This is a genomic window from Nostoc sp. (assembly GCF_036917675.1).
GTDB lineage: Bacteria > Cyanobacteriota > Cyanobacteriia > Cyanobacteriales > Nostocaceae > Nostoc.
Map to the genome: position 1 here is coordinate 1 of NZ_JBALCT010000065.1, position 22,346 is coordinate 22,346.

General features: G+C 41.5%; 23 protein-coding genes and 1 pseudogene. 6 read left to right on the forward strand and 18 right to left on the reverse strand.

Features of this window, described 5'->3' with window-relative positions; genetic code table 11:
• Window positions 1-42: 42 nt before the first annotated feature.
• The 10 genes and pseudogenes from V7K31_RS25245 to mutS all read right to left on the reverse strand — a co-directional run bounded on the left by V7K31_RS25245 (window position 43) and on the right by mutS (window position 9,122).
• Window positions 43-798 (reverse strand): type I restriction endonuclease, encoded by a 756-nt coding sequence (locus tag V7K31_RS25245; RefSeq protein ID WP_335097785.1) that lies wholly within the window; start codon window positions 796-798, stop codon window positions 43-45.
• Window positions 795-2,069 carry a restriction endonuclease subunit S gene (locus V7K31_RS25250; protein ID WP_335097788.1) on the reverse strand — a complete coding sequence of 425 codons (1,275 nt, stop codon included), beginning with the start codon at window positions 2,067-2,069 and terminating at the stop codon, window positions 795-797. The genes V7K31_RS25245 and V7K31_RS25250 overlap by 4 nt, the downstream gene beginning before the upstream one ends.
• Window positions 2,070-2,080: 11 nt before the next feature.
• Window positions 2,081-2,503 carry a type II toxin-antitoxin system VapC family toxin gene (locus tag V7K31_RS25255; protein ID WP_335097791.1) on the reverse strand — a complete coding sequence of 141 codons (423 nt, stop codon included), beginning with the start codon at window positions 2,501-2,503 and terminating at the stop codon, window positions 2,081-2,083.
• Entirely contained in the window at window positions 2,500-2,757 is a 258-nt protein-coding gene (locus V7K31_RS25260) for a DUF2281 domain-containing protein (protein WP_335005814.1), read from the reverse strand. The genes V7K31_RS25255 and V7K31_RS25260 overlap by 4 nt, the downstream gene beginning before the upstream one ends.
• 904 nt (window positions 2,758-3,661) lie before the next feature.
• Complete coding sequence (locus V7K31_RS25265) at window positions 3,662-4,060, reverse strand: hypothetical protein (protein WP_335097793.1); 399 nt, start codon at window positions 4,058-4,060, stop codon at window positions 3,662-3,664.
• Between the two features lie 7 nt (window positions 4,061-4,067).
• The gene (locus V7K31_RS25270) at window positions 4,068-4,292 is read right to left on the reverse strand and encodes a hypothetical protein (RefSeq protein WP_335097794.1); all 225 of its coding nucleotides are present in this window, start codon (window positions 4,290-4,292) and stop codon (window positions 4,068-4,070) included.
• Between the two features lie 117 nt (window positions 4,293-4,409).
• Window positions 4,410-4,559 (reverse strand): hypothetical protein, encoded by a 150-nt coding sequence (locus tag V7K31_RS25275; RefSeq protein ID WP_335097796.1) that lies wholly within the window; start codon window positions 4,557-4,559, stop codon window positions 4,410-4,412.
• A gap of 17 nt (window positions 4,560-4,576) precedes the next feature.
• Window positions 4,577-6,061 (reverse strand): annotated as a pseudogene (locus V7K31_RS31965) (N-6 DNA methylase).
• A complete protein-coding gene (locus tag V7K31_RS25290; protein WP_335097799.1) occupies window positions 6,049-6,243 on the reverse strand; it encodes a hypothetical protein in 195 nt (64 codons plus the stop codon). The pseudogene V7K31_RS31965 and the gene V7K31_RS25290 overlap by 13 nt, the downstream one beginning before the upstream one ends.
• Before the next feature lie 302 nt (window positions 6,244-6,545).
• A complete protein-coding gene (mutS, locus tag V7K31_RS25295; protein ID WP_335097802.1) occupies window positions 6,546-9,122 on the reverse strand; it encodes a DNA mismatch repair protein MutS in 2,577 nt (858 codons plus the stop codon).
• A 371-nt stretch (window positions 9,123-9,493) separates the two neighbouring features.
• Here mutS and V7K31_RS25300 point away from each other — a divergent pair, with 371 nt between their 5' ends.
• On the forward strand, window positions 9,494-10,006 hold the full coding sequence (locus V7K31_RS25300; protein ID WP_335097804.1) for a hypothetical protein: 513 nt from the start codon (window positions 9,494-9,496) through the stop codon (window positions 10,004-10,006).
• A 54-nt stretch (window positions 10,007-10,060) separates the two neighbouring features.
• Here the strand turns inward: V7K31_RS25300 and V7K31_RS25305 are convergent, their stop codons facing one another.
• From V7K31_RS25305 to V7K31_RS25320, 4 genes are all read right to left on the reverse strand, one after another.
• Entirely contained in the window at window positions 10,061-10,690 is a 630-nt protein-coding gene (locus tag V7K31_RS25305) for a DUF4276 family protein (RefSeq protein WP_335097806.1), read from the reverse strand.
• Window positions 10,684-11,883 (reverse strand): AAA family ATPase, encoded by a 1,200-nt coding sequence (locus V7K31_RS25310; protein WP_335097809.1) that lies wholly within the window; start codon window positions 11,881-11,883, stop codon window positions 10,684-10,686. The genes V7K31_RS25305 and V7K31_RS25310 overlap by 7 nt, the downstream gene beginning before the upstream one ends.
• Window positions 11,884-12,380: 497 nt before the next feature.
• Entirely contained in the window at window positions 12,381-12,761 is a 381-nt protein-coding gene (locus V7K31_RS25315; RefSeq protein ID WP_335097812.1) for a hypothetical protein, read from the reverse strand.
• Window positions 12,762-12,914: 153 nt separating this feature from the next.
• Entirely contained in the window at window positions 12,915-13,817 is a 903-nt protein-coding gene (locus V7K31_RS25320) for a hypothetical protein (protein ID WP_335097815.1), read from the reverse strand.
• A gap of 833 nt (window positions 13,818-14,650) precedes the next feature.
• Between V7K31_RS25320 and V7K31_RS25325 the strand changes: the two genes are divergently transcribed.
• Entirely contained in the window at window positions 14,651-15,067 is a 417-nt protein-coding gene (locus V7K31_RS25325) for a hypothetical protein (protein WP_335097817.1), read from the forward strand.
• Between the two features lie 158 nt (window positions 15,068-15,225).
• On the opposite strand, the gene V7K31_RS25330 is transcribed toward V7K31_RS25325, so the two are convergent.
• The 3 genes from V7K31_RS25330 to V7K31_RS25340 all read right to left on the reverse strand — a co-directional run bounded on the left by V7K31_RS25330 (window position 15,226) and on the right by V7K31_RS25340 (window position 16,367).
• Window positions 15,226-15,483 (reverse strand): HNH endonuclease, encoded by a 258-nt coding sequence (locus V7K31_RS25330; RefSeq protein WP_335097819.1) that lies wholly within the window; start codon window positions 15,481-15,483, stop codon window positions 15,226-15,228.
• Entirely contained in the window at window positions 15,473-15,733 is a 261-nt protein-coding gene (locus V7K31_RS25335) for a hypothetical protein (RefSeq protein ID WP_335097821.1), read from the reverse strand. Before V7K31_RS25335 ends, V7K31_RS25330 begins: the two co-directional genes overlap by 11 nt.
• A gap of 247 nt (window positions 15,734-15,980) precedes the next feature.
• Window positions 15,981-16,367 carry a hypothetical protein gene (locus V7K31_RS25340; protein WP_335097824.1) on the reverse strand — a complete coding sequence of 129 codons (387 nt, stop codon included), beginning with the start codon at window positions 16,365-16,367 and terminating at the stop codon, window positions 15,981-15,983.
• Window positions 16,368-16,823: 456 nt separating this feature from the next.
• On the opposite strand from V7K31_RS25340, the gene V7K31_RS25345 reads away from it, so the two are divergent.
• Entirely contained in the window at window positions 16,824-18,728 is a 1,905-nt protein-coding gene (locus V7K31_RS25345; RefSeq protein ID WP_335097827.1) for a chloride channel protein, read from the forward strand.
• 79 nt (window positions 18,729-18,807) lie between these two features.
• Here V7K31_RS25345 and V7K31_RS25350 read toward each other — a convergent pair whose 3' ends face one another.
• The gene (locus V7K31_RS25350; protein ID WP_335097830.1) at window positions 18,808-19,221 is read right to left on the reverse strand and encodes an AbrB family transcriptional regulator; all 414 of its coding nucleotides are present in this window, start codon (window positions 19,219-19,221) and stop codon (window positions 18,808-18,810) included.
• A gap of 395 nt (window positions 19,222-19,616) precedes the next feature.
• Here V7K31_RS25350 and V7K31_RS25355 point away from each other — a divergent pair, with 395 nt between their 5' ends.
• The 3 genes from V7K31_RS25355 to pyrR all read left to right on the forward strand — a co-directional run bounded on the left by V7K31_RS25355 (window position 19,617) and on the right by pyrR (window position 21,871).
• Window positions 19,617-20,057, forward strand: a complete 441-nt coding sequence (locus V7K31_RS25355) for an Rrf2 family transcriptional regulator (RefSeq protein ID WP_335097833.1) — start codon at window positions 19,617-19,619, stop codon at window positions 20,055-20,057.
• Between the two features lie 155 nt (window positions 20,058-20,212).
• On the forward strand, window positions 20,213-21,184 hold the full coding sequence (gene cbiB / locus V7K31_RS25360; RefSeq protein WP_335097835.1) for an adenosylcobinamide-phosphate synthase CbiB: 972 nt from the start codon (window positions 20,213-20,215) through the stop codon (window positions 21,182-21,184).
• 150 nt (window positions 21,185-21,334) lie between these two features.
• Window positions 21,335-21,871, forward strand: coding sequence for a bifunctional pyr operon transcriptional regulator/uracil phosphoribosyltransferase PyrR (pyrR, locus tag V7K31_RS25365; RefSeq protein WP_335097880.1), 537 nt, complete (start codon window positions 21,335-21,337; stop codon window positions 21,869-21,871).
• The last annotated feature ends 475 nt before the right edge of the window (window positions 21,872-22,346 follow it).

Here is a 22,346-nt window from a genome sequence, read left to right on the forward strand (position 1 = left end):
CTCTTTCACCACTCCGACTCATCTTGTGCAATGCCTGTGAGTTCAACGGTCCAGAGAGAAAAACTTTTCTCTCTCGACAATTAATCCACCCTGCTTCCCTGCAAGGGAAGGGGGAGTAATCTTGTTCCCATCCCCTTGTAGGGGAGGGGTTAGGGGAGAGGTCTGTTTCCATTCAAACAGATTTTTGCGGTTGGTATTCCAGGTTAAGCCATACCAGAAATTCCATAGTTCTGTGACTTCAAAGATTTGGGGAAAGGCGAGTAATTCTGGGGTTTGGTTGTGGTAGCGGCGAATTTGGTCTATGCCTAGTGCTAAACCATCTGTTTTCTGTTCTCCTTTGGTTTCCGCGATCGCAACAGGAATACCGTTTATTAGGAAAATAATATCAGCGCGGTTGGGAAATATTACGCCTTTTTGCGACCATTCATCAGTGACTTGGAAGATGTTATTTTCTGGGTTGTTAAAATCGATGAGGGTAATGTTTCTGTCGCGGTTTTCTTGGGCGACAAAAATAGATTGTTTGCCTTGCAACCAGTTTAAAGCTTCGCGGTTGCCTTCGATGGTGTTGTCAATGTTTCGCAAGCGGCGGAGAATTTCATCTATATTGTTAGAGGTGACAACGCCAGGATTTAGTTTAATTAGTTGAGTGCGAAGAACATCAGCAAAGCACCTTTCTTTGAGCTTTTCCTCTCCTTTCCCTTCCCGCCGTTGTAATGCTTCTTTTCGAGTTAGATATTCCCAGCCAATTTGATAGGCATATTTCAGCATTGGTCTTTGAACGGCGGAGGTTTCACTCATACGTAAGTCTCGGTTAAGGGTTGGGTGGAAATTTTACCTGTCATCAGTTGTTCTAGCATGGCGTGGAATAGTTCGTCAGTAAGGGCGATTTCTTTTTCTAAGGCTTGAATTTTGCGATCGCATATTTGTAAAATAGTGAGAATTCTCTTTTGTTCGCTGATATCTGGCACAAGTGTTGGAAAAGCTTTAAGCTTTGTACTATTGATAGAAGCTAAATTTGTAGTTCGATGGGCTACAGACAAAAAATAAGCTTTTCCGTAATCACTTTGAACCAAGTAAGCTAAATATTCAGGTAAAAGTATTTCTCGGTTAGTTCTAACTGCAAAAATATGATTTTGATGAATACAGTTAGGAATTTGTCCCTCCCAAATAAACCCACGACCTAGTTTATCAGGATCTCCACCTTCCGTTAAAACCACATCATTCACTTCTAAGCTATATCGTTTTACTTCTGACTTTCGGATGCTAATTTCTTTTATTTCAGATAAATCTAAATAACCATCTTGAACATTAGCAACTCTTAAATAAGGTAAAATAACAGTCTCACTATCTTGGAATTTTCTTCCTTTTGCAGTTCCTGTCTGTATAAATGCACATTTTTCTAGTGGAACTATTTTCCAATGCTGAGGTGCTTTTCCAAATCTTGTTTTTTGGAAAGTATTAAATTCGGGATTAGTCCCATGAGTAAAGAGATACTGCATCAGTGCTGCTTTGCGTTCCCGTTCCAGTTCTAACTCTCGCTGGCAGGTTTCTTTGGCTTTCTGAATGGTTTGCAGAGTGTGTGCGATCGTTTTTTGTTCAAGGAGGGGGGGAAGTGGAACAAGAAGATTTTTAATAATTGGAATGTTTACACCGCCTTTTAGTTTTCCTCCTTTCTTAGCATCTATCTGCTGCCAATATGTTTCAGTTTCAAAATAAAAATTTAAAAATCTAGGTAGTAAATCATGCTTCGTTCTAATACGAATTAAATAAGAGGCAAATATAGCTTGAGGGCAATCATCTATTAAAAATGATTTTCCAGTAGTTGCTCCGATTCGAGCAACTACTATGTCACCTGTAAACAAGATATATTTATCAATCTTAATTTTATCAACTTCACAGGATGGCACATTATTCCATTGCACTGTACCATCCTGAATATCAGTAATTCTTAGAAATTTATACCCACTATCTTGTTTAGTTGCACTAGCTGTATAACCATACTCTGGCTTTTCGCAATATTCTCCCAACTTTACAACTTTCCAATGAGGCGGCATTTGCATCTCACCCATCCCTACCCCTCTCATATTCCATCAGCAATAATCAAATCAATCATCTCATTCTTATTCCTCCGATAAACCCGAAAATCACTATCCAACGTCAACAAACAACTCCCTGCAATCAACTCACTCATCCTTACCAAACACGCATCAGCTAAAGACATAGGGACATTTTCATACCGCTTTAGCAACTCTCTAACCGTTCCTATCTCATCACTGAGGCGAAAAGAGATTTGAATTAAGCCAGTATCTACTAAAGACATAACCGTATCCTGTCCACCATAAAAATCCCGCAATATAAAACACGCCTCATTAATTACTGCTTCGCAAGTTAAAAAGGGCGGTTCAATCTTTTTCCATTCATTAACAGCCCAATCATGCGAATTTTCCCGATTATTGATAAATGCGACTAAGGGGCCTGTATCTAGAAGTACCTTTTTCCTCATTTCCAACCATAGCCTTCTAAATACTTCTTATTCGTAGCTAAATCACCAGGGCCTCCATCAACGCAGCCAGCAAACTCTTTGGCTGCTTCATAAGCAGAAATAGGTTCTTTCTCTTCTTTATGTTCTACATCCTGCTTTTTCTTCTCCTTATATTGCAAAAACTGAATAAAATCAATTACCTCGTCCAGCTTATCAGGAGGTAACTTTTTAACTTCATCAATGATTATTTGTTCCTTATCAATTGCTTGAGTCATTACTGTTTCCTCAATGAAAATAAAAATGAGACTTGTATTGGATTTAATTTTACTTAAAAGGGCGGTTAGAAACCAATATGCTTGGGTTAAGGATAATTGTAGCAAGATTCCCGTAAGGGTAAGTAAGTGGATAAAATTAAATATAAAACCTCACCCTGCCTCCGGCTTCCCTCTCCTTACTAAGGCTACGGTGTACACACAAGTATGACCAGCATAGGTTTCAACTCTTCTAGTAATTTCGTGGGGTACGTTATGGACACGCCGAAATAACAAATGAGTTCGCCGAAATAACAAATGAGTTCGCCGAAATAACAAATGAGTTCGCCGAAATAACAAATGCGTACGCCGAAATAACAAATGAGTTCGCCGAAATAACAAATGGGTTCGCCGAAATAACAAATGGGTTCGCCGAAATAACAAATGGGTACGCCGAAATAACAAATGGGTACGCCGAAATAGCAAATGAGTTCGCCGAAATAACAAATGGGTTCGCCGAAATAACAAATGGGTTCGCCGAAATAACAAATGGGTTCGCCGAAATAACAAATGGGTTCGCCGAAACAACAAATGGGTACGCCGAAATAACAAATGGGTACGCCGAAATAACAAATGGGTACGCCGAAATAACAAATGAGTTCGCCGAAATAACAAATGCGTAGGCGTAGCCCAACCCAGGCATCGCTATGATTGCAATAATTTAGCTTTGTCACGCCAGCGTAACGCACTGCAAATCTTCGGTGGATGTAGTTTTTCCGACTTGTGTGTACACCGTAGCCTTAGTAAGGAGAGGGACAGGTTTGCGTAGCAGAACCAGGGTGAGGTTTTGATAAAGACTTGTGTGTACACAGTAGCCTTACTAAGGAGAGGGATTGAGGGTGAGGTTTGATCTTATATTTAATTACGCCTACCTACTACTCATTGCAGACAAACTTAAATACTCAAGAATCAGCAAGCGTAAGTAGTCTAACATCTCAAGATAAGCCTTCATGCTTTGATATTCTCCATTACTACCAAAGTAAAATTGAGCAACCGCAGGAACATCAAAAACTCTCAGGTGATTTAAGTTATCAGCTGCTTGCTGTTGATTTTTTATCTCACCCTTCACTTGAATTTGACTAGCATATCCTCTGATATTAACTGTTAATAGTTCAACTTCTTCTAAAACCGAAAACTCCTCATTAGTGGCTGGGAATTTTGCGGCGATTTCTTGGCGTTCTGATTTTGTGGTTTGATAATCACTAGTTAACTGTTCTAAAATATGAATAATCTGATTTTTCGTTCTATTAGCTTTTTGAGTTACCACATCTAACCTACTCATCATTGACTCCATAAGTAACAATTTTTTCAATACCAAACGAATCTGCTCGAACAATTAGATACTCATTTCCTTTTCGATAAACTGCTGCACCATCTCCGTGATATCCAGCTTTAGGGACTCGCACTGCTCCCTTTTTACTAAAGTTGTGAGCTTTTCTTAAATATTTCAAAGTGTCAATATTTTTCCTAAAAGCATGATCTACAACACTATGAGCCAATACGGTTCAGTTAAGGAAAATTGTAGGTTGGGTTGAGGCTTTGCGAAACCCAACAAACCTGCCCAAATGTTGGGTTTCGTTCCTCAACCCAACCTACGCAGCTTAAGGTTTTTTGCGCTAACCCAAGCGTATTGCACTATGAGCCACACTAGTATAGGTAGATGCATCCCACTTTGTTAAATACTGCTCAATCTCAGCAATTTCTGCCTCACTGTATTTTGCACACAACCTTACCCAAAACGGGTCAACAGGCGACTCATCAGGCATTAAATTTACACTCCCTCTTAGATGCTGAAATTTAACTTTGCTAACACCTCAGCTAAATCTTTATCAGCCCATTCTCTCTCTTGTCTGGCTACCGCCAAATCTATCAAAATATCTGTAATATCACGATGAATAAACTTCTCGCTAATATCCACAAACTGCGAGGGACTAAGATTATAATCCGCTTCCCTCAATTCCTCTAACTTAATAACTTTACTCAGCTTCTCCCGCGTTTCCCAATTGCCATAAACCTCAGCAACCGCCTTAATTCCTTCCTTTGTAAAAATATTCTTCGGATCGCCTTTCACAAAATAATCAGCAGCATTAATTAGCAAAAACTCGCCCTTACGATTCAGAGGTTTTAGCCGATTTAACAAAATTATTACCCCTGGTGCAGTCGTATTATAAAACAGGTTTTCAGGCAGCAAAATCACCCCTTCAACTCTGTCCCTTTCTACAAACACCTTGCGGATGTCCCTTTCTTGATTTTTGTTCTGACTCCCCGAACCGCGAGACACCGCCCCTGTATCCAAAACGACAGCCGCCCGTCCGTTATCTTTCAGCGATGCCCAAATATGCTGCACCCATCCCCAATCTGCTGAAGACTTCGATGCAATTCCGTCCTGAAACCGTTCAAAAGAATCTTCTTCATAAGCATCTGCGCCGTAGTTGTCCTGATTCCACATGGGATTAGCAACCACATAATCAAAGCGCATCACCTTTTTGTCAACCGTAAATTTAGGTTGCCGGAATGTATCGCCAATCTCAATTTGTGTATCAGTAAAATCCTGCAAGAACATATTCATTTTAGCGATGCCTGCGGCGGGCTACGCCAACGCAAAAGTTGTCGGGTTCAACTCTTGCCCAAATAACCGAGGTGCTTTACTCTCTTCCCCTGGATGTTTGCGGTTGAACACCAGACGCGGCTTAGTTAACAACCTCCCCGATCCACAAGTCGGATCATAAATCTTCGTGTAGGGTTCAGGGTCAATAATTTCTGCAATCAACCAACCCACCTCTGATGGTGTCAGAAACTCCCCCGCACTTTGCCCCTGTCCTTCGGCAAACTTCCGCAGCAGATACTCATAGGCTTCGCCCAAAACATCTGCATTGGTATTCTTTAACCCCAACCGATGCCGACTAATAACTTCAATCAAGTCCTTTAAACGGTCATCATCCAAAACGCGCTGATTGCTTTGCTTCTCGTTATAATCCTTCAGCGTCAGCGTTCCCGATAACCCAGGATTGCGCTTTGCCACCTCCCGCATCGCCGTTGTGATAAATTCTCCTAAGTCATCTTTGGGATGAAAGCGAATCGTATCCCAACGGTATTCGTGGGGGACATAGTAACGCACAATCGGCTGACGGTTATTTTTAATTGCATCTTTGTGATCCGCTTCAATGAAAGCACGGGCTAAGTCTCCACCGCCAAACTTCTCGGCGCACTTTTCATACTCATCATCAAAGACATCAGACAGCCGTTTATAGAAAATTAGCGGCAGAATAAAATCTTTGAATTTTGGTGCATCCGTCGCACCACGTTACAAGCAGCATCCCATAGCCATTGTTCCATTGCGGGAATGTCCAAGCGATCGCCAGCTTGGTTCGCTAACTCCAGAAGTGGTAAATCTTCAGAACCGTTTTTTTCTGCTGGCTTTTTACTGTTTTTCCTTGTTCCACGCGGCACTGTACTTAACTCCTGCGATGCTTTTATCTTATTTCGAGAATCCGTTTTTTCAGTTAGGACTTACGCACGAGTTACGGAATAACGTAGACGCGTAGCGGCTTGCCGTCAGCCATCGCTTCTTTCTGTGTCTCTAAATTTTAACGATGGTTTGTAGTAAGCACTTTGGTGCTTAGAAAATAAGGACTAAAGTCCTTATTAAGCTGTCGCGCATTTAATTTGCACAACTAGGGCGGGCAAGATGCCCACAAGAGATTCATTTTTTTGAGGATGCAAATTAAAAGATTTTTAGCTTACTAACTTGCTTACCCATCCAGATTTTGCAGCCCCATCGCAATCTTACTGTGTTTCTCAATTTGTCCCATAACTTGTTTTGCCCGTTGAATCACCACTGCTGGTAAACCCGCCAACCTTCCCGCTTCAATACCGTAAGATTTATCAGCGCCTCCCGGTTGGACTTGGTGCAAAAAGATAATTTGGTCGGGTAATTCTTTCACTGTCACTTGATAGTTAGCCACATTCGGCAAAATGCTCGCCAGTTCATTCAATTCATGATAATGAGTAGCAAAAATCGTTCGTGACCGAATATCGACTGCGATATATTCCGCCACCGCCCAAGCTATAGAAAGACCATCAAATGTTGCCGTTCCGCGGCCAATTTCATCTAACAACACCAGTGACCTAGACGTGGCATGATTGAGAATATTCGCTGTTTCATTCATCTCTACCATAAACGTAGATTGACCAGTTGCAAGATCATCCACTGCACCGACACGAGTGAAAATGCGATCGCATATTCCCAATCTGGCAAACTTAGCTGGTACAAAACTACCAATCTGCGCCATTAACTGAATCAATCCCACCTGACGCAAATAACAACTTTTGCCACTCGCGTTTGGCCCGGTGAGGATGATCAAATCGGGGAGTAGCGTATCTTCTTCTTCACTACTCCCCAATTGAGTCGAATTTGGCACAAAGAAACCCGCAGGCAAAGACTGTTCCACCACCGGATGACGCCCATCAACAACGTTTATCTCCCTTCCTGACAACATTTCTGGACGACAGTAACCTTGATGCACCGCCAACTCAGCTAAACCACACAACACATCCGCCGCCGCCACTGCACGAGATAGATTGCGAATTACTTCCGCCTCTTGTGCTACCTCTTCCCGCAACGCCGTAAAAATCTCATATTCCAACTGATTTAAATCATCCCGCGCCGTGAGAATTCGGGCTTCTCGTTCCTTCAAATCTGGGGTGATGTAACGTTCCTCATTCGTCAAGGTTTGCTTGCGGATGTAATTAGCAGGTACTTGATCAGCTTTGGTGCGGGAAATACTGATATAATAACCAAAAGTTTTGTTAAATCCTACTTTCAGTGTGGAAATTCCCGTCTTAGCTCTCTCATCAACTTCCAAGTTGGCAATCCATTGGTGATCTGCTTCTACAGTCGCTTTCCTTTCATCCAACAGGGAATTTACACTAGGGCGAATTAATCCGCCTTCCTTGATTAGTATGGGTGGCGACTCCACAAGATGCGCGTGTAATTTTTGTGCCAATTCTTCCAACACACTTGGGACTTTCTGCAAAGCTTTGAGAAAAGGGGAACGCGTCTGGGCTACTAAGTAGGATAATTCTGGTAAGCGTGAGAGGGAATCTGCCAAAGCTACTAAATCTCTAGCATTAGCTGTACCAGAACCTGCCCTTCCCGTCAAGCGTTCTAGGTCATAAATTTGGCGTAATAACTGCCGTAAATCTTGACGCAGTGGCGTATTTTCCATCAATTCTTGGATGGTATCTTGGCGTGCCCGAATGCCTTTAATATCTAGTAGCGGTTGCAATAACCATCGCCGTAAAGCCCGCCCACCCATCGCTGTACTAGTTTTATCTAATGCCCAGAGTAGAGAACCGTGAAAAGTGCCATCCCGGATAGTTTGGGTAATTTCTAGGTTACGGCGGGTTTGATTGTCAACAATTAGGTAGTCGGTGACAGTATAGCTGCGGAGTCTTTGCAGGGTGACTGGGTTTTCTTTTTGAGTATCTTCCAGGTATTCTAGAAGACCGCCAGCCGCACGAACGGCGAGGGGAAGATGATCGCAACCGAGTCCTTCGAGCGATCGCACCTTAAATTTCTGCAATAATCTAGGTCTAGCTTCGCCTTGGGAAAATGGTACTTGCGATCGCAAACTATAGCAAAATGATGATGGCAAACACTCCGGCAGATGTGGCGAAGTCTCTCCCGGACGCAGCAAACTACCTAAATCAGGCGCATTTGTGGGAACTAACACCTCTGAAGGTTGCAAGCGCATTAATTCTTGTGTCAGATGTTCTAAATCACTACCTTGAGTTGTGAGAAATTCCCCTGTGGAGATGTCTGCATAAGCTAAACCCCAATGATTTGCGGCAATTACTACTGCTGCAAGGTAATTATTGCGACTTGATTTGAGCATTCCCTCTTCTAGCAAAGTGCCAGGGGTAAGAATGCGCGTTACCTCCCGCCGTACCAATCTACCAGCCGCTTCCGAAGCATCTTCCACTTGGTCGCAAATTACGACTGCATAGCCTTTTTCCACCAGCATCGTCGCGTAGCGTTCCCATGCGTGGTGCGGAACACCAGACATCGCCACCCGTCCCTGTTCCCCAGCTTGCTTACTAGTGAGGACTAATTCCAATTCTTGCGCTAGTTTTACAGCATCTTGGAAATAGCATTCAAAGAAATCTCCCACCCGATACAGCAATACGGCGTGAGGATATTTATCCTTCGTCTCGACATAGTGCAGGTACATTTGACTTAGCTTGGTGCGGTCTACCTGTCGATGGTCGGAAATAAAAGTACTCGCGTCGGGCTTATTAGATGGAGTTTCAGAGTGAGAAGCGGTCATAGATGCTACTGAGTTACGCGCGGAAATTCCCCAATATCAGATGATAGCTTGATGTTAGAGAGGAATAGCGATCGCTCAAGAATTTTTTACCCTTCGTTATATTAGCTTGCTGATGTAGCCATTGTGGCTGTTAGTGTAGTAAAGAGGCGATGACTTCGCCAACACCTTCGGTGAACGCTGTATGGCGAAGCTTGGCAAATCATGGCTAGCATGACTTAAATACCTCAGTAAATTTACACAAAAAATTAACCTGCTTTTACAACTACCTTTGCCAGACCACTAGTAACTTCTCAATAAGGGTTTAACTTGTTGGATCACGTTAAAATTTTTACTTAATTAAAATTGGACAATAAATATATAAATTTTCCAGAATGTTTGATTTTAATGTTTACTTGATTTTTGATACTGTTCTGTGGAGATTAATCTTTAGCTCAATTTTTAGTGTTGTGATTGCAATTCTGATTGGAGGTGTCATTGGATTACTAGCAAGGACAATCTCTCATCACAACCAGCGTACAATTTTACCTCCTATTATTGGAGCGTTTTTCGGCATAATGCTGATTGCCATGTTGCCTATATTGTCTACACCAGGGTTATCAGGTGGTGGGGGACTTGGGGCGCTAACAATAATTCAAATGGCTATATTCTTAGTACCTCTAGGAGTAGTCTGTGGAGCAGTAGCAGGCATTATTTGTGGACTGAAGCTTTCTCAAAAGCGCAAAGAGCAAGTGTTTCTAGTGATGCTGGCTGTAACTTACAGTATTATAGCGATTACTATTTATACCAGATTCACATTGTATTGCAACAGTGACCCTTGGCGTAGACAAGATTGCGAACCACAAGCGATGCTGCTTTATCTTCCCCTAAGAATGGGGATTATGTAAGGTGATGTTATATGGAAATTGCGATCGCTCAAGAATTTTTTACCCTTCGTTATATTAGGTTGCTGATGCACCCATTATTTCTGTTAAAGTGGTGAAGATGCGATCGCAGTATGGCGAAGCCTTACGTACTGTGTCTACCTCTAACAATTCTAAAAGCTTCGAGGCATGTTTGATTTTTTGGTACTCACCCTTTGTAGTGCTACGAGTTGCAGCTTTTAACCTTGGTTCTAAACTATCTTTGTCAATAATCTCCACATTAGCATTCTTGGGAATAGAATTTTCTTTAAATCCCTGTCCGTAAAATTTTTTCAGAGTTGCCATATCACTAATAAACCAAGCTTCCATTGCTTGTACCATTAAATGGCAATGACTATCATCAACACCTGATGGTTCATCCCAATTATCCCTAAACTTCAGATGCTCCCAAGGAGACAGTGTGCTAACAGGTGCTTCTGCATCAACAAGCAACATATTAAAGGCTTCTGGATGAGATTTTAAAGCATTCCTAAAATCACGGAAAGCGTTATTACGAGAACCACAGATAGTAATATCCCATTTAATTTTTTGACTTTTAGCTATTTCTACAAGTGATTTTAAAAATTGACTAAATCCTTGTCTAATTAAAGCTTTTGTATTCTTTCCGTCTCCACCACCTTCTATATAAATTCTTACCTCTGTTACCATCGATTTCCTCCAATTTCACCCATCCGCCAGATGTCGCCAAGAGTATAATTTTCTAGCCAGTTTTTTAGTTTATCAGGTTCAAGGCGGCGGAGATGAGAGCCTTTTTCATCGCGTTCACACACCAACACTGATTCGGGATATTCACTCAAAGCAGAAACTAAAGCATCAGAATGAGTTGTAACTATTAATTGTGTTCTCTGTGATGCTTCGATTAGCATTTCTGCAATAGTCGGTAGAATATCTGGATGTAAACCAATCTCTGGTTCTTCAATACAAATAAGTGGTGGTGGAGTTGGGTCAAGCAGTAAAGCCATTAAAAATAAATAACGGAGTGTACCATCAGATAAACGATTTGCAGGAATTGGTTGAATAAAACCTTCTTCACGAATAAATATCTGTACTGTACCGCCATATATTCTTACACTCAGTTCTTCAGCTGCCTCATAAAATTTTTTCAGTTTTTCAATAACTCTTCTATTACCTACTTGGTGTTGTAAGTTGTTTAGCACTATATTTAGATTACTGCCATCTTCTAGTAAAGGATGTTCGGGTAAGTCAGTTTTTTGAGGTTTTCTTAGTTCTGAAGATCGCCCCATTTCCCAGTAACGATATAAACCAATATTAGAAAATTTTGTGCTGAGATAAGAAAGTTCTGGATAAAGGTCTGGATCTTTTCTTTGAGATAAAACTGACTGATCTGGAATCAAATCTTCTCGGCGAAGAGAGCGTTTGAATGGTTCTCCATCATTCTCTATCTTGTTAATATTTAAAACTGGATGGCCGCTTTGGTAACGATAGTAAAAATAGACATCGCTTTCACCTTGATATCTTTGTTCATTTTCTACAGCTTCGTCCACTAGCTCTAATCCTTGACTAATCGAAGTCAACTTAACATAATAGCGTAAATTCTGGAGTCTTTGAGGGTAATTTAAAGTAACTTCTATTTTAGCTACTGGATTTTCTTGTCCACCCTTCCACAGAAACTCCCTAATACCTCCCCCTAGACGAAATGGGGCCGGTAAGTCTGTGGGTGTTGCCCTTAAAATTCCAATTGCTTCAATTAAATTCGATTTCCCAGAAGCATTAGCCCCAATTAAAACATTCAGAGGTTGCAGTTCAATTTCTTCACCCTCACTTCCATAGGAAAGGAAGTTTTCTAATCGCAAGGCATGGATAAATCTTTTACCTTCCATGATATTTCCCTATTTAGCTAATAATAGTATAGTTGCTAGGAATAACTATGCACAGAATTACCATAATATCTGATGGTAAGGTGATGTTATATGGAAATTGCGATCGCTCAAGGATATTTTACCCTTGGTTATATTACAGCGTTTTTCAAGTAAATGAGGTACACAGGTAGGGGCACAACAATGTTGTGCCCTTACAATAATCTGTACAGAGGCGCTTGTTGCCATCTGCTGTAGCTGTCTACCACGGGCTACGCCTACGCCAAAAGCCTAGAAAATATCAGTGTTAATGCTTAATAATATAGACGGTTTTTTATAAGATTTTTTGAAGCATTAAAGTATGACATTTAGAAGTGCGGAATGTCGGCTACATATTCCAAAAATTTCGTTGTTAACCCAGACCTGCTACTGCCCCAAATACCCATTCCATATTGCAAATCTCCGTTCTCCCATTTTTTTCTGCCGAAATAAAATTTCGGACAGGTCTATTGAAAACTATATTACTGGATTCCAAACCAACCGCCAGTATCACCACCAGCCCAACCTCCAGAGCGTGCAGCAGGAAATATCTGATTGCAAAGAGTTTTGAATTCAATAGCTGCACTAATATCTTTACCTTCATAACCCTTGGGTTGAAATATCCGCCCAATATATCCACCTTGTAATCGGATTTGACCCATTACATAAATTCCACCACCAACAGAATAAATACTTCCTTCTTGATTGTGAGAATAACAAGCAATATAACCACCATCTTGCAATGTGTACTTGTTAAAGGTGGGCAAAATTTTCTCTATATATCCAGGCGCAGGCCAGTTGACAACACCCCATTGGGCGCTAACATATACCCTAAAGTCTTCTGGTAAAAGATAGTTTGTCACTTGAGATACTAAAACAGCAGTAATTATTGAATCCCTACGTTAAGAATCGAGGGAGTGGCGAGTCATTCAATTTTGGATTTTAGATTTTTTCTTCAATCCAAAATCCTCCAAACTCTTGTACAGACGCGATTAATCGCGTCTCTCCTAACTTCTTCACTTCCCGTAGTAAACCCTAGCATTCCGGTATCCTATATTTCGCAGATATTTATTCCATTCCTCAGCTTGGAATCGATCAGAAAAAGGCCCTACTGCTACGTGTGGTCCTCGTGGTTGCGTCCTTTCGAGGACTGCGCCAGATCGTCCTAAATCTTGGCTAAATCGGGCTAGATTCTGCCTAATTTGGGCTGCGATCGCAGGTAACTGTTCTGAAGTGGTCGGAATGGCGACATAATATCTAGAGACTGGCCTACTAGCACTTATATTATTGCGATTATTGCGATCGCCTACAAAGTCACTACTACCTACACCTATTTCCTGTCCGTTAGCGAAGCTGATAATCCGGGCGCTATATATACCTCGTGACTGTAGCTCACTGACTCGTTGTTGGGCGTTAGATACTTTGTTAAAAACTCCTGACTGAATTACATTCCGTCCTTGATACTGGCGAATGTAAGCACTGGGTTCAATCCGACGTATTTGTTGTAGCGTCTGCAAATCACTACCATCAACATAAACTAAGTAGCGTTCAAAGTTCTGGTTATATTGACTAAACTGTGCAGGTTGAGAGGGCTGAAAATTCTGCTCTAATTGATTGTTTTGTAATGGTTGGGAGGGCTGAAAATTCTGCTCTAATTGATTGTCCTGTACTAGTTGTAATTGTGGTGATGGCTGTTGACCAAGGGGAATTATTGGCGGTGGCGGTAAAATTTCACCTCCATCTTGAGCTAGTAGCACGTTGCTGTTGTGGATTTGTGCTTGTGCTGGGGTAGAGTCGGGAATCAGCACTAACCATCCTCCCATTAACAAGGGGAGAAGTCTGTAGACGCTTCTGCGGCTGAAAGCTGGGTAGGTCGAAAGCCGATCCTCAAAACTTCGGCGTAGCATCTGAAATGGCATAAATTGACTTGGTATTCCTCTCAACATAGTAGTTAGAAAGTAATCAAAATATTTTTAGGTAATTTCCATCAGGAACTAATTAGTTCACCGTTGTAGCAACTATATAGCGTTAATGTCAAATTAGCTCATCTGCGTGGCAAAAATATATCTGACTCAATTTGGGATTTTGGATTTTAGATTGACCCCATAGATGTCCCTTGCGCCTTCCCGCTCTGTAATCAGCAGAAATAACTGCGATCGCAAATGCCCCGTGGAAGTGGTTAACGGCTTGGCGAATTGCCTCTAGGAAGGAAGATGGGGGGAAGATTCTTTAAAAATTCGGCTATGAGATTGTTTTTTAATGTTTGAGGTATTCATTTTTTGGGAACCATACATAGAGTGATAGTAAATTTATCGGACTATCTACCAGGAACCAGCATTTAAATACCCAGAAATATCAAGCTATGAAAGCAAAAACAATTACATAGATATCTGCTTTTAGCTTTTGGTTTATTTGGTATGCTTTTGTCGCTAAGATAATACTCCACTATCTACTAGGTCTAAATTTTTTTCCGGTATATATCTGTTCTATTCTGATTAATATACTCCCATTGATTCTATTCTTTGAGGTAGTTGTCAAGATACTATTTATCTCAAATATTTCTAGTAAATTAAAATTCGTCCCCACACAGCTAGAAGATATATCTCAAATAGATACTAAGACTTTCAACTACTACACGAATGCTTAAGAATCCCTCGGTTTTACTAGAATTAGTGACTTAGAACTCTCAGAATCTTCCCTTAGTGTCGCTAGACTTTTTTGCCATCCAAAACATCTTTGTTTTGCAGAAGTTATGCAAACACCTGGACTTTCATTCGTGTTTTGTGCTATTAGCAGTGCTTTAGAGCAAGAATGGTCAGTTAGTTTTAAAGATAATTCTCTTAATCCCGCTATTTTCTATGCCTTTTTACGCCGCCCAAGGGGAATAAGTGTTCTTGAACAGGGAGTAACTCCTGAAGAACTATTGCGATCGCATCTAAAATTTCGGCAGAAAATAATGCGTGACTTGAATTTACAGTTATTGCCGGATATTTCTATAGAAGCTTATTTTGATAAATCGCAAAGAATCAGGACAGATCAGAGAAAAGCACTATGGCGAAAAAGTGTCATCATTGGATTGATAGAAATGTGGCTTTTTCCCTTCAAATCTGAGGCTAAAAAGTCTCAATGGCTGGGAGATTATACCCGTTTAGCAGCTAGAAAAGGCTAATATCAGTAAATCGAAAAGTTTTTCTCCAAGAGAGCGATGCCTAGGTTGGGCTACGCCTACGCCAATATTTGGTAACTTGAGATAAATTTTTTGCTGAACTATCTTAACCCGTAGGCTGGGATAAATTACTTTTACTTTACGATTCACTGGATAGAAGCTTAAAGTAGTACAATTAAACTATAATAAACAGGGAAATTATTCATAGCTCTTGCTCTGATAACTCTGTAAGCTGATTTATGAGAGCGTATCAAAGCTAGAGCTAAGTTTTTATCTTCATCTGAGCCACCTAATGATTGTGGAACAAGATGATCTATTGTAAACCGATCTGAACTGGAGCGTTCAGGAGAATGACAATATTCACACAGATATTTAGCTCTTTCGCGCACAAACTGCCGAGTGCCATCTTTAACACCCACGACTGGCAATCAATTTAGCGTTAACAAAAGTCAAGATGCGCTCCAGTTCAGCAATTCCAGCATATTCTGATTCTTCTTCAGAAGTCAACAATCCAGCTTTTCTTTTCTCAAGCAATTCTTCTAGACGAGTATGTAATTCATCCGTGAACTTAGCAATGTTAACATTATCAATTTTCTCAATGGTAATGCCAGAGCGTAGCCATGATGAGGGTTCAATCATCAATACTGGGGTAATGACTTGAGGAGTCATAGTGCTTTAGCCTAATTCTGTAGTGTTATTAGTTATTGTAGTTTGCCCTGTGAATTGGCTGCAAAAATACTAAGGAATCATCGCCACCTTAATTACTTTACGCGCCTTCATGTCAGAAAAGTCTTTAAGCGGACATAATGTAAAACCGTGTCCTATTTGGGGCGAATAAGACACGGTTTTACAGGAGTATTTACTTATAAAATTACAAGAATCAAAGTAAAATTTGATTTATACCAAAGTAATTCATTTATTGAGATTTGTTTCCTGGTTGATTAACTTTCTCTGTTGTGGAAAAGATTTGGCGATCGTAGTTTGTCTTTTGCTGAGTCAGAGCGATCGCACTAAAGAAAATAGCACTTCCTACAGCCAGAGCGATCATCGGACGCTTAAGCAGGACAAAATCTCTGACAATCCTCGCTAAAGGTCGGCTTTGACGACGTAGCGACGAAGCAATCATCAATTGTCTCCAGGTAAACGGATCGCGCACATAATGACCGCTTTGGCAAACTACTAGCCGTTCCTGGCAATAGGGACAGCAAAACAAGCCCATGCGCGTTTTAACTGGTTTGGGCGTACCATTTCTTTGGCAAATTGGGCAAGTAACATAATGATTATCAAAAGTGTGTATATTCATTTACCTCGTCCGCCTAGTCCATTTACTCGCTCTATAACAATAGATATATTGAATTGGGAGCAATGTATGCTCTGACATCAGCCATAAACCATACATATATTGTATTACTACCAAGGATGGCTCAATGGTCGCAACACGAGTATAGCTAGATTTAGGCAAGAATGACTCCTAGTTAATGTTTGCGGGTACGTCCACCCAGCCCACAAAAACTCTGTTGTCTCTAGAAAGAATAGTGTTGGCGCCCACTCGCACCCCACTAGCGCTCGTTGATCCTTAAATAATAATTGTCTCTCATTTAACCATTCTCCCCACAAAAATTTTGCACAATCACATTTTTTACTAAAGCTTTATAAATCAAGCAAATAAAGTCTACTTGTCTGGTTGCTAAATAATGGCTCACAATGAGAAGTAACAGATGAAAATTTAAATTTTTTCTTACATTTACCCCGCCTCTCAATGACTCTCTTGCCTCCCACTCAACTGAGGAAGGTAACGGAACAACCTGCCTTTCCTACACCTTCCGCTCGTTTAGCTCACCTAATTAATCGTTTTCAACCATCCCCAGAAACCGTTGTGCTGTTTTTAGCCATGCTCATTGGCGGTGGTACTGGTATGGGTGTAGTCACCTTTCACTATTTAATCCAACTGATTCACCAGCTGATGCTGGAAAATTTAATGGGTCAAATCGGCGTCTGGGGTGCTTGGACTTTAGCTTGCGTTCCCACCCTTGGCGGATTAATCGTTGGCTTGATGCGCTGGCGCACTCAAGACTTTGGCCCGGAACTTTCATCTTTAATCGCCGCCTCTCAGGGAACAGAGATTAGACGACCACTACGACCAGTTACGAAGATGCTCGCCGCATCTGTTTCTTTGGGGAGTGGTGCTTCTTTGGGGCCAGAGGGACCGAGTGTAGAAATTGGCGCAAATTTTGGGATGTTGTTCTCTGTAATCCTGAATGTATCTCAAGAACGACAACGTTTGCTGTTGGGTGCTGGCGCGGCGGCTGGACTTGCGGCTGGATTTAATGCTCCCATCGCTGGAGTGTTTTTTGCCCTAGAGGTGGTAATGGGAGCTACATCTTTCGCTACTTCTGCTGTCAGTGTAGTGTTGCTAGCGGCGGTGGTAGCAGCATTAATTGCCCAAATTGGTTTGGGGGCACAACCTGCTTTTGATTTACCTGTTTACCAAGTCCGCAGTCCTTTGGAATTACCCCTTTACCTTGGCTTGGGTTTAGGGGCTAGCCTAGTTTCTCTGGCTTATACTCAATCAATTCGTTTGGCAAAAGCCTGCTTTGCTGGGAAGGTTCCCGGTTTTGCTTTTTTGGGACGAATTCCTGAGCCGATTCATCCAATTATTGGCGGTGTAATCATTGGCGCAGTTGCTTTGCACTTCCCGCAAATTCTGGGCGTCGGTTATGAAACTGTCGAAGCAATGCTTCAGGATGTGGAGTTTCCCCTCTACTTGTTGGTGGTGCTGTTGGTGGTGAAGTTATTGATGACTGCAATTAGTGCGGGTAGTGGTTTCATTGGCGGTTTGTTTGCACCAGCCATGTTTTTAGGTGCTTCTTTTGGATCAGCTTATGCCAAAATTTTGGCTGTGGTATTCCCGGCAATTTGTGATCAGATGGCGGCTCCTCCAGCTTACGCAATGGTAGGAATGGCAGCAGTGCTGGCTGCTAGTGTCAGAGCGCCGTTAACGGCTATTTTAATGCTGTTTGAATTAACCCGCGACTATCGGATTGTTTTACCGTTGATGGCAGCTGTGGGTTTGAGTGTTTGGCTAGTGGAAAGGATTAAACCAACTTTTAACTCTAACTCTAATCTACAACAAATTGGTCTTTCGGAATTGAAAGATGAACAAGCGGAAATTGTGCAGCAAATTTTGGTAGAAGATGCTATGTATCCCTGTCCAAAAAAGCTACCTGCAACCCTTGGGGTATTAGATGCAGCTGTGGAAATGACACGCGATCGCGCCCGCAGTGCTTTAGTAATTGGTGAAGCAGAGCAATTAGTTGGTATACTTTCTCTGGAAGATATTAACCGTGCCCTTGCTCTTTGGCAAACTTACCCAAATTCCCTAACTGAAATTCCAGATAATTTATCGAGTCAAACCCTGATAGACATTTGTACTACTGAAATCCTCTACGCATGGCAGGATGAATTATTATCTGAAGCTTTAGACCGAATGAATCTTCGAGGTTTGCATCAATTGCCAGTGGTAGCACGAGACAAACCCGATCGCATTTTGGGTTTACTAGAAAGAGAGCAAATTGCCTTCACCTGCAATTTAGCAGTTACGCGCAAGGCACTTCGCCACTATTTACCAGTCTTACCCACCACAGATATCGTTATTAGTCATTAGTCATTAGTCATTGGTCATTGGTCATTGGTCATTGGTTTTCACAAAGACAAATGACAATTGACTAATGACCATTTATTTATTAAGCGGTGGCTTCTGTGGCTTCATCATCTTCCCGATCTTCTGGATCTACCTGTCTCAGACGAATGTGCTTTTTGCCTAAAGTGATCAGAAACTCATCTCCTGGTTTAAGGTTCATCTGTTTTGTGTAAGCTGAACCTATAAGTAAGTTACCATTCGATTGCACACTAATTCTATAACTAGCACTACGACCACCACGCCCATTAGCGCTGGGTGTACTGTCCAACTGAATGCCTTCGGCATCAATTAGGGCATTTAAGAACTTCATCATATTGACGCGCTCTATACCGTTTTTGGTAATGGTATAGTAACCGCACTTTTTGGCTTTGTCTTCCTTGCTCTCAGCCTCTAGCTCTTTGACTTTTTTGAGCAGTTCATCACCGAGTAGGGGTTCAATTTTTTTCAATTTAGGCATCAACTTAGGTCGAAAACGAATGTTTGAAGTGTTGGAATCGATTTTATTTTAGCTAAGGTTGAGCTAATAGGAACATAATCCTTTAGTTTTTATCTCAACCTAGCCAAGTATATTACACTCATCGGCACAATTGTTATGTGATTAACAATATTTCCAAGACAATCTATTTTAGAGAATGCTGGCAATGCTGATAACTATATATATAGATATAGTTTGTGAATCACTGCTAGACTATAACAAGTTTTAAGTTTTCTAAACTAACGCTCAAAAGGTTGTCTCGTTGGTGAGGATGATAACTGAGTCACAGAATGATAAGCAAAACTGATCCTTAGTCATTGGTCATTAATCATTGGTTATTTACAAAAGACAGAGGACAAACAACAAAGCTTGCCAAAATGAAACTAACTACCAGAGGACACTATAGTGTAAAGGCGTTGCTAGATTTAAGTTTACAGCCAAGATATGGCCCTGCATCTGTGAGAGCGATCGCTAAACGCCAAGATATTCCAGCTCCTTACCTCGAAAAACTACTAATAGAAATGCGTCGTGCGTCAATAGTTAAATCAATTCGTGGTAGCATCGGCGGATACCAATTGGCAAGAGAGCCTGCACAAATATCTATAGGACAAATTTTAGAAGCAGTTGGCGAGACTAGCCATTTACCCCATCACACCCCAGCACCTGCACAAGCTGAAGATTGGGTAACATTTAGCCTCTGGCAGAGACTCAACCAAAAGCTCAAAGAAGCTTTGTATAGTATTACTCTGGCAGACCTTTATTATGATGCTCGTAGTTGGCAAGCTTCTCTTGGGGAAGAAGCTAGTTTTGTGGTTTAGTCAATCAATTTTGGATTTTGGATTTTGGATTTTGGATTTGTTCTGCCCACTAGGGACGGGCATGAACCCAAAAAGTCTAAAATCTAACATTGGCACGGTCAATCAAAAATCTCATATCTAAAATCCACAATTGGTTGACTCTTGACTCGTAACTTATGACTAATAGCATCTATATCTTAATCATTGCGGCAGTTTTAGATTATTTAATTGGCGATCCTTGGGATTGGCCCCATCCAGTGCAAGTTATGGGGTGGGTAATTTCTCTCCTAACCAAATTTTTTCTCCAATTGTGTCAAAATTCTCTAACACAACGCCTAGCTGGAATTCTACTAGGCATTATCCTAATAATTGGTAGCGGTCTTGTTGGCTTTTTGATTATTCAAATTGCCAGATGGGTTCATCCTTTGTTGGGAATTGCAATAGATAGCATTCTTTTGGCTAGTTGTTTTGCTGGCAAAAGTTTGCGAACAGCAGCAGTGGCTGTTTTACAACCTTTAATAGTGGGAGATTTGGAAAAGGCTCGTCAGATTTTAAGTAATTACGTTGGTCGAGATACCCAAAACCTTTCACAAGCAGAAATTTTGCGAGCCGTTTTAGAAACGGTTGCAGAAAATGCCACTGATGGGGTAACGGCTCCGCTTTTTTATGCAATTGTTGGCGTCTTTGTGCCAGTTGTGGGGCCAACTTCCTTGGCTTTAGCATATAAAGCCAGTAGTACCCTTGATTCAATGGTGGGCTACCGGGAAGCACCCTATACTTATTTGGGATGGTTCTGTGCGCGGTTGGAAGATTGTTTGACTTGGCTACCTTGTCGGTTAACAGTCGTGACTCTGGCGCTGCTATCAGGTAAACCGATGTACCTTTGGCGAATTTGTCATCGGGATGCAATTAACGATCCTAGTCCCAATTCTGGCTGGAGTGAGTGCGCTTATGCTGCTTTTTTGGGTGTGCAGCTGGGGGGTACAAATTGGTATCGCGGGGTAGCGAAGTACAAACCACTGCTAGGAGATGCTATTTATTCGATTACTGCAACTTCTATACAGAATGCTTTGCAGCTGACTCGATATTGTTTTTTGCTATGGTTAGGGATAGCGATCGCTATATTATTAATACTTCCAAATAGGTAATGATAAATATAAAGTTAGGAGTTAGGAGTTAGGAGTTAAAAATAAAAACTCCTCACTCCTGTACAGATGCGATTAATCGCGTCTCTTTACTCCTGTACAGACGCGATTAATCGCGTCTCTCTACTCATCACTCCTAACTTATCACTCACTATGTGTGCCAAAGTAGTTGAAATTCTCTCATCCGAAGAAATCCGTCGTACCTTAACTCGCCTTGCTTCTCAAATTGTAGAAAGGACGCGTGATTTGTCTCAATTAGTGCTTCTCGGTATTTATACCAGGGGTGTATTATTAGCCGAATTGTTGGCGCGTCAAATTGAGACGCTGGAAGGTGTAACCGTTTCGGTCGGTGCTTTGGATATTACATTTTATCGAGATGACCTCGACAAAATTGGGTTGCGGACTCCAGCGAAAACCAACATTCCTTTTGACCTGACAGGGAAAACAGTTGTACTTGTAGATGATGTGATTTTCAAAGGACGGACTATTCGCGCTGCTTTGAATGCCGTAAACGAATACGGTAGACCAGAAGTGGTTCGTTTAGCTGTGTTGGTAGACAGAGGCCATCGAGAATTACCAATCCACCCAGATTTTATTGGCAAGCAGTTACCTACTGCTAAAGAAGAAATTGTCAAAGTTTACTTACAAAATTGCGATGGACGAGATGCAGTGGAGTTGATTGGAGATTAGCAGTTATTCAATTTTAGATTTTAGATTTTGGATTTTAGATTTCTTCTTCAATCCTTCTCCTGTCAGAGACGTTCTTGCTAGCTTGCTTCCCCGCAACAGGCTACGGTGTACACACAAGTCCGCAGCCATATCTTTTTTAATAAATCTCGCACTGTGTTTCTATCCCGCCTCGGAATGAATTTCGAGTCTCATAGCTGAAGTCCACGCTTAGTGGAATAAATAGACCTCTTGCATAAATCAATAAATTTGAACCCCACCCCGCCAAAGCTACGCTTTATCTCCCCTTCCCGCTCTTCGAGAGGGGCTGAGGGTGTGGTGTTAGGGACTTTTGCAAGAGGTCTAATGATCAATTCAGTCCACGCTTAGTGGAATGCAAGCTATCAGCCCAGAACTGAAGTTCAGGGCGGGAGGCGGGATTGCCTGTCTGCGTGACAGTTTCACTCTGACAAAATGTGGCTAGAGAATTTTTCGACTT